The 7,114-nt window shown below is 44.4% G+C and carries 8 protein-coding genes; 4 read left to right on the top strand and 4 right to left on the bottom strand.

What is annotated here, in order from left to right:
- Positions 1 to 437 precede the first annotated feature (437 nt).
- Entirely contained in the window at positions 438 to 1,370 is a 933-nt protein-coding gene (locus ABFX15_RS04370; protein ID WP_346024279.1) for a nuclease-related domain-containing protein, read from the top strand.
- A gap of 132 nt (positions 1,371 to 1,502) precedes the next feature.
- Here ABFX15_RS04370 and ABFX15_RS04365 read toward each other — a convergent pair whose 3' ends face one another.
- The 4 genes from ABFX15_RS04365 to ABFX15_RS04350 form a co-directional block, all read right to left on the bottom strand.
- Positions 1,503 to 2,342 (bottom strand): MetQ/NlpA family ABC transporter substrate-binding protein, encoded by an 840-nt coding sequence (locus tag ABFX15_RS04365; RefSeq protein ID WP_346024278.1) that lies wholly within the window; start codon positions 2,340 to 2,342, stop codon positions 1,503 to 1,505.
- A 30-nt stretch (positions 2,343 to 2,372) separates the two neighbouring features.
- Positions 2,373 to 3,059 (bottom strand): methionine ABC transporter permease, encoded by a 687-nt coding sequence (locus tag ABFX15_RS04360; RefSeq protein WP_346024277.1) that lies wholly within the window; start codon positions 3,057 to 3,059, stop codon positions 2,373 to 2,375.
- Positions 3,052 to 3,789: a methionine ABC transporter ATP-binding protein gene (locus ABFX15_RS04355; RefSeq protein ID WP_346024276.1), complete on the bottom strand. Its 738-nt coding sequence runs from the start codon at positions 3,787 to 3,789 to the stop codon at positions 3,052 to 3,054. Before ABFX15_RS04355 ends, ABFX15_RS04360 begins: the two co-directional genes overlap by 8 nt.
- A gap of 745 nt (positions 3,790 to 4,534) precedes the next feature.
- The gene (locus ABFX15_RS04350) at positions 4,535 to 5,053 is read right to left on the bottom strand and encodes a type 1 glutamine amidotransferase domain-containing protein (RefSeq protein WP_091265490.1); all 519 of its coding nucleotides are present in this window, start codon (positions 5,051 to 5,053) and stop codon (positions 4,535 to 4,537) included.
- Positions 5,054 to 5,220: 167 nt separating this feature from the next.
- On the opposite strand from ABFX15_RS04350, the gene mgsA reads away from it, so the two are divergent.
- The 3 genes from mgsA to ald are packed head-to-tail and all read left to right on the top strand — an operon-like array spanning position 5,221 to position 6,993.
- Positions 5,221 to 5,643: a methylglyoxal synthase gene (gene mgsA, locus ABFX15_RS04345; protein ID WP_091265488.1), complete on the top strand. Its 423-nt coding sequence runs from the start codon at positions 5,221 to 5,223 to the stop codon at positions 5,641 to 5,643.
- A gap of 12 nt (positions 5,644 to 5,655) precedes the next feature.
- Positions 5,656 to 5,853: a hypothetical protein gene (locus ABFX15_RS04340; RefSeq protein ID WP_091265486.1), complete on the top strand. Its 198-nt coding sequence runs from the start codon at positions 5,656 to 5,658 to the stop codon at positions 5,851 to 5,853.
- A gap of 24 nt (positions 5,854 to 5,877) precedes the next feature.
- Positions 5,878 to 6,993 (top strand): alanine dehydrogenase, encoded by a 1,116-nt coding sequence (gene ald / locus ABFX15_RS04335; RefSeq protein WP_346024275.1) that lies wholly within the window; start codon positions 5,878 to 5,880, stop codon positions 6,991 to 6,993.
- The last annotated feature ends 121 nt before the right edge of the window (positions 6,994 to 7,114 follow it).

Below are 7,114 nucleotides of genomic sequence, written 5' to 3'. Positions count from 1 at the left end.
AATTCAGAACTGAAAAAGTAATGGCTACGCACTATCCCAAAAGGGCGAAGGCGTAGCCGAAGCTTTTTTTATGAAAGGGTTGAGAGGACGATACTCGTCAGCTGACGAGTATCGTCTATATAGAAAAAGTGAAAAGTCGTCAGTGGGATGATACTGAATGCAGTTTGGGAGGATCTTATAGCCAACTCGCTATGTCTTATCCACACGAGTGTGTTGTAAGGTGCGTTTTACAAGCAACTCGAATCCTCTTTTTTTTTCTTCAGTTTGTCACAAGATTCCCCCTGGTCTGTTCAAAAAAAACGTAAACTAAGAGCCTGCAGCTGAATCTACGCTAAACGAGGCGACTCCCCATATAAATATAGCAGGTGAAAAAAGTTAAACAATTTTAGTCAGTTTTTCAATAAAAAGACAATGAGTATAGTAAGGAGGCGAACGAAATGGAGATATTAAAAGCAAGACAACCATCCGACTTGCTCAGAGGACTGAATTACTTGGATAAACGGTTTGAATTGAAGGAGCCGGAGAAGCGTTACCTGATTAATCTGCAGAAAGGATTAAGTGGAGAGACCGCATTTGACGATAAAATAAATCAGCATATCGATAAGCAGGCCATCGTACTGAATGATCTGCTTCTATTGAACAAAGGACTGTCTTTTAAAGTGGACTCCCTGTTGATTGCCTCACACGGGGTGTATATATTCGAAATCAGGAACTATGTTGGACGCTACGTCAGGCATATGGAAGGCTTCAGTACGATACATGGGGAGGAGGTGGCGAATCCGCTGATTCAGCTGAATAGATCGGCATCTTTTCTCAGTCAGCTTCTGAAAGAGTGGGGAAGTGAGCTGAAGGTCACAGCTCATCTGGTGTTTATCCATCCACAATTCAGTTTGTACAATGCGAGAGTAGAGGATCCGATCATCCTGCCGAATCAGATCGATGAGTACCTGAAGGATATTAATATAAAAAGCCGGATGCTGAGCAGGGAGCATCACAATCTGGCCAGACGCATACTCAAACTGCATGACGATGACAGTCCCGTGCAGAAGCAGCTGCCGTATTATTCCTATAAGGAGTTGAAGAAAGGGTTATCTTGCAATGCCTGCGGATCATTTGATCTTCTAATTACTCAGCGGTCCTGTTATTGTAAATCCTGTTTCGTTAAACGCGGAGTAACGGATGTAATTCTGGACAATATAGAAGAACTGCAGTTTCTCTTTCCTGAGACCACTCTGACGACGGCTAAAGTAAACGAGTGGTGCGGGGATGCGGTTCATTTCAGACGGATGAGAAAGGTGTTGAAAGAGCACTATACAGCGACAGGAGCCACTTCCGGGAGAGTATATGAGCAGACAGTGCCCCGGCGCTGATGAAGACAAAACTGGCAGTACAAAAAATGCCCGACCATAGGGATCAGCCTGCAGGAGAAATACTCCGTGCAGGACTGGAATCCGACTGGGCGGGCAGAAAACTGACTGGTTGTTCAGTCAATTTAGTTCAAACTAATTATTCACTTCAAAAGCTGGTTTCAGATGGCCGTTTTCGGCAAGATCATCAAGGAAATCATAGACTTCCTGGCTGGTAAAGGCGTCCTTAAGGGCCTGGATAGCATCAGAATCCTGGTTATCTTCTCTTGCTACAAGCTGGATCGCGAAAGTAAAGTCTTCATCATCTTCCAGGATAAGTGCATCTTCAGGTGTCAGCCCAACTGATTCAATAAAAGTCGGATAGTTGAATACCAGTTCCACACCGTCTTCGTAGGCAGCTGACAAGTTTAGCAGATCGATACTTGTAAAGGTCAGATCATACGGATTTTCTTCAATATCATCTACAGTGGCTTCGAAGCTGACATCCTCACTCAATGTGATCAAATCGTAGTGATCCAGAATCATCAGAGCACGGGCTTTGTTTGACGGGTCACTTGGAAGTGCCACTTCTGCTCCTTCTTCAATATCATCGATCGATTCATAGACTGGAGAATAGAAGCCTACAATCGCATCATAGATAGGCTGGATAGCTACCAGGTTACCGTCTCGTTCTGTGTTGAACATTTCCATGAACGGTTCGTGCTGGGCGAAGCTGGCATCCACTTCATCATTAAGAAGAGCTTCGTTGTACTGGATATTGTCGGATACTTCTACAAGTTGGACACTGTATCCATCCTCGATCACATCTCCGGCAATTTCAACGATATCGGTCATCGGAGGAAGGTGAGAAGCGACTTCAATGACGACCTCTTCACCATTGCTGTTTCCCGATTCTTCTGTTGTTTCTTCAGTTGCGTCACCGCAGGCAGCCAATAGCAGAGCAGTACTTCCTAAAATTAGGGTTTTTTTGAACATAATAATCTCTCCTTAAGTCTTTTTTATTCATCATCTTTTATCCAGTTTTCTTGCAAGAGCCAGTCCGAGCCATTGAAATATCTCAACGAGTACAATGATCAGGACAATGGCGGTATACATAATATCTGTTTCGTAACGCTGGTAGCCGAAGCGGATGGCAAAATCACCGATCCCTCCTCCACCGACAACGCCCATGATCGTCGAGTAGGACACGAAACTGATCACAGCAGTTGTAAAGCCGATGACCAGACTGCTCCTGGCTTCCACGTAAAGGAATTTCCAGACCAGCTGCCAGTTTGTTGCGCCCATAGATTTTGCCGTTTCGATGATGCCTTTTGGTACTTCCATCAGAGACTGTTCAACGAAACGGGCATATAAGGCAATCGCAATCACTACCATGGGGAATGATGCAGCAATGGGGTCGCCAGTCGCTCGGCCGTATACTTGCCGGACAAAGGGCTGCATGGCTACAACTAACAGCAAGAAGGGGAACGACCGGATCACATTCACCAGAATATTTAAAAGGCGATTGACGAACCGATTAGCCATAGGCCGAGTGTCAGCTGTCAGATACAGTAGCGTGCCAACTGGTATTCCAAGAAGAATAGCAGCAAGCATGGCAAAAAACAGCATGATGCCTGTCTCCCATAAACTGTCGAGCAGACGCGGTGCGAATTCAATGATGCGTTCTATATATAGCGAAATAGAGTCAGTCACTAGTCAGCACCTCGATTGCACGCTCAAGATACGGTCGATCAGTCAGTTTGTCTTCTGAACGAGTGATATCTACAATTTGTCTGACTTTACCGTATTCCATTAAAGCCGCCCGTGTGCACAGGGCTTTGATGACCGGAAGTTCATGTGTGACAACGACAATGGTCATTTTGAACTCTCTGTGCGCCTTTTTTAAAACAGCCACGATGTCTTCTGTAGTATTCTGATCCAAAGCGGATGTCGGCTCGTCGCATAAAAGTAGTTTTGGCCGTGTAATAAGGGCACGGGCTATACCAACACGCTGTTTCTGCCCCCCGCTGAGCTGCTGAGGGTAGCTGTGCTTCTTGTCGCTCAACCCGACGAAATCGAGGACTTCGTCTACGGTTAGAGTCTGATCATAGTTATGGAGAGTCAGAGGTAATCTGATATTTTCAGCTACTGTTTTATTGTTGAGCAGATTGAACTGCTGAAAAATCATGCCGATCTGCTTCTGTTCCATACGCAGGTCTTTCTTTGACAAATGAGTCAAATCAACACCGTCTACGGTTACGGAACCAGCATCGGGTGTCTCAAGTGCATTGATCATACGGAGAAGAGTCGACTTTCCTGCCCCGCTTTCACCTATGACACCGAACGCTTCACCTGTCTTTATGTCGAGTGAGACATCCGTGAGTGCAGCCAGTGTCTGGTTTTTACTGAAAAACGTTTTTTCTATATGACGGAGTTGTATCAAAGTGTCTATAGACCTCCTTCATTCACGTCGCTGTTTAAACAACACTGCCAATTATATGTAGGAACAGCAAGGGAAGCAATAAAATGAGTCATTAATGCGTAATAAAAAACAGATAATGTCCAGCATAGAATAGATGAAGGTGATTGTCGGAGGAGGAACGGAGACCGGTATATCAAGGATTTGGAAGCTTAGGAAGCTTCCAAATAATAAGTGGGAAAAGAGAGTTTTAAAACAATATTGTACTTTAAATGAGTTTTCTGTGACAAAAAACCACCTGCTGAGTGAACAGCAGGTGGCAAAAAAGGAGTGGTAACCTGTCGCTTTGGAGGAGTGCAGGTAACCAAAAATATGTTGGTTGTTGTGGGTATGAGTAAAGTATAGTCTTTAGATTTGAATTTACTGTGACCAATTCATGATGAATTAACGCTTTCTTTTTCAAAGTAAATTAGAGAATTAAGAAAGGAATGTACATAATAAAAAGCCACCTTTTCCTCTAGAAAAGGTGGCTGGGGATAAGACTAAACGTCTCAGTTTATTTGAGTAACCCATTCAATCCGGGGAGAAAGAATAATGGTCTCAAATAGTGTTTATCTTTTCAAAGGTGATGAATGATTCGGGGGAAACATTCAATCAGCTTTTTGGGGAGAAAAGAAACGTGTACTTAAATTCCACATTCATAGTGTAGCAAAACTATCTGGAAAAATCCTTAAAATTGCCTAAGCATTCATCCGAATAAAATGATAATTTACTCACTTAATGCATCGACCATTGCTTTGTTGAAAGCAGGAAGATCATCAGGCGTACGGCTTGAAATCAGACCTGAGTCATCTATAACAACTTCCTTGTCATAGAAATTGGCTCCGGCGTTTTTAAGGTCCACCGCCACCTGCTTAACTGAAGTGATGTCTTTTCCTTTTACTACTTCAGCATTGATCAGAAGCTGAGGTCCGTGGCAGATAGAGAAAATAGGTTTACTGTCGTTTGAGAACGAACGGGTAAACTCCAGGAATCGGTCATCCTTACGCAGCTGGTCTGGAGAAAATCCTCCAGGAATCAGCAGGGCATCGAAATCTTCCGGAGAGACATCATCAATGCTTTTATCGATAGTCACCGATGCTTCTCCTTTTTTACCCTCTACTGTTTCACCTGCTTCAAATCCGATCGTAGTCAGTGTATGACCTGCCTTTTCCAGTTCTTCTTTAGGGGAGGTAAATTCCACGTCTTCAAATAGTTTTGTTATAACGACTGCAACTTTCTTGCCCATTCTTGTAATTCCTCCTTCATTTATTCTAGTTACAGTTTATCGACTCACCATAGATCCTTCAAGTAAAACGATTCACGGTAGAGATACTCAATTTTTTATTCAATAAGCTGCTCTGTTTTATGTTATGATGAAAAAAATACGACTTTTTAAGGAGGAGTATTCCCTTTATGAATATTGCGTTGATTGCCCATGATAAAAAGAAAGATGATATCGTAAAAATTGCAGCAGCTTATAAGGTCATTTTGGAACAACATGATCTCTTTGCTACAGGAACGACAGGAAAGCGAATTTCAGATGAAACAGGTCTGAATGTCCACCGGTTTAAATCTGGTCCGCTCGGTGGGGACCAGCAGATTGGTGCCTACATCTCTGATAATAAGATGGATCTGGTTATATTTATCCGTGATCCTCTTACTGCACAGGCCCATGAGCCAGATATATCTGCATTGCTCCGCCTGTGTGATGTCTATGAAATTCCTCTAGCTACAAATATAGGGACTGCTGAAGTTCTGCTTAGAGGACTGGATGCCGGCTTTTACAGCTGGCGAGATGTCTCAAGAGGCCAGGACCGCGATTCACTACATTTTTAAAGGGGTGCTGACATGCTGCTGATTATCGGATTAGCATTGCTTATTTCAGGCTATTTGTCATTCAGGTTTTCAGATCAGCTTAACCCTGGAAAGCGCGGGCGTAGAGCACAGACGGAGTTTCCGGAATGGTTCCCGCAGCTTAAGAAAATTGGCGGGCTGCTGTTCATGCTTACTGGCCTGCTTCTGATGATAGCTTACTTTATAATTTAATTAACTAATGGAAGGATTGTCGCTATGATTATTGGTCTACCTAAGGAAATAAAAAATAATGAATACCGTGTAGCTTTGACCCCTTCGAATGTCGGACGGCTGACAGACAACGGACACCGTGTCCTTGTAGAAAAAGGAGCGGGGGAAGGAAGTGGGTTTATAGACGAGCATTATGCTGAAAACGGTGGAGAGCTGACAGAATCGGCCGGTCAAGTCTGGAAACAGGCTGAAATGATCATGAAAGTGAAAGAACCGCTGAAAGAGGAGTACACTTACTTCAGAAAAGGGCTGGTCCTCTTCACCTATCTTCATCTGTCAGCTGCTCCCGAACTGACTCAAGCACTGGTGGAGCATGAAGTGACGGCTGTGGGCTACGAGACGGTTGAAAAGAACGGCAAGCTGCCGCTGCTGACACCGATGAGTGAGGTGGCGGGAAGAATGGCTGTCCAGATCGGTGCGCATTATCTTGAAAGACATGCAGGGGGAGAAGGAATTCTCCTAGGTGGAGTAACTGGTGTACCTAGTGGAACTGTAACAATCCTCGGTGGTGGAGTGGCAGGAGAGAATGCTGCTCGGATGGCTGTTGGGATGCGTGCAAAGGTAAACATCATCGAACTGAATCCTCAGCGGATGAGAGAACTCATCCAGATGTTCGGAAGCAATGTGCAGACCCTAGCTTCAAATCCAGCCAACATTGAGAAAGCTGTCAGTGAATCTGATCTGGTGATTGGTGCTGTTCTTGTGCCGGGACGAAAAGCACCAAAACTGGTGACAGAAGACATGGTTAAGTCAATGACTAAAGGAGCTGTGATCGTCGATATTGCTATTGATCAGGGGGGTAATTTTGAAACGTTGAGCGAGCCGACAACTCATGATGAACCGGTAGTGGAAAGGCACGGCATTCTCCATTATGGTGTGGCCAACATTCCAGGGGCCGTACCAAAAACGTCGACAGTGGCTCTGACTAATGATACGGTTCCTTATGCTCTGAAGCTTGCGGAACTGGGTGTTGAAGATGCACTGAAACGTGATGCAGGTCTCGCCGCCGGTCTGAACGTATACAAAGGACATGTGGTCAATAAGGCAGTGGCTAAGGATCTCGATTATGAATTCAAAGCTTTTGAAGAGCTGACTAAATAAACTTTACGATTAGGGACAGGAGATGCAGAACAATCTGCATACTCCTGTTTTTTGTGCGCCCGGCATGGGCGACAACTTGGTGGTGAAAGTCCACTACAGACTTGGCAGTAGGAACTGTTAG

Source organism: Alkalibacterium indicireducens (assembly GCF_039522005.1).
Lineage (GTDB): Bacteria > Bacillota > Bacilli > Lactobacillales > Carnobacteriaceae_A > Alkalibacterium > Alkalibacterium indicireducens.
Note: the sequence above shows the minus strand (reverse complement) of the source record. Positions and strands in the feature narration are given on the sequence as shown.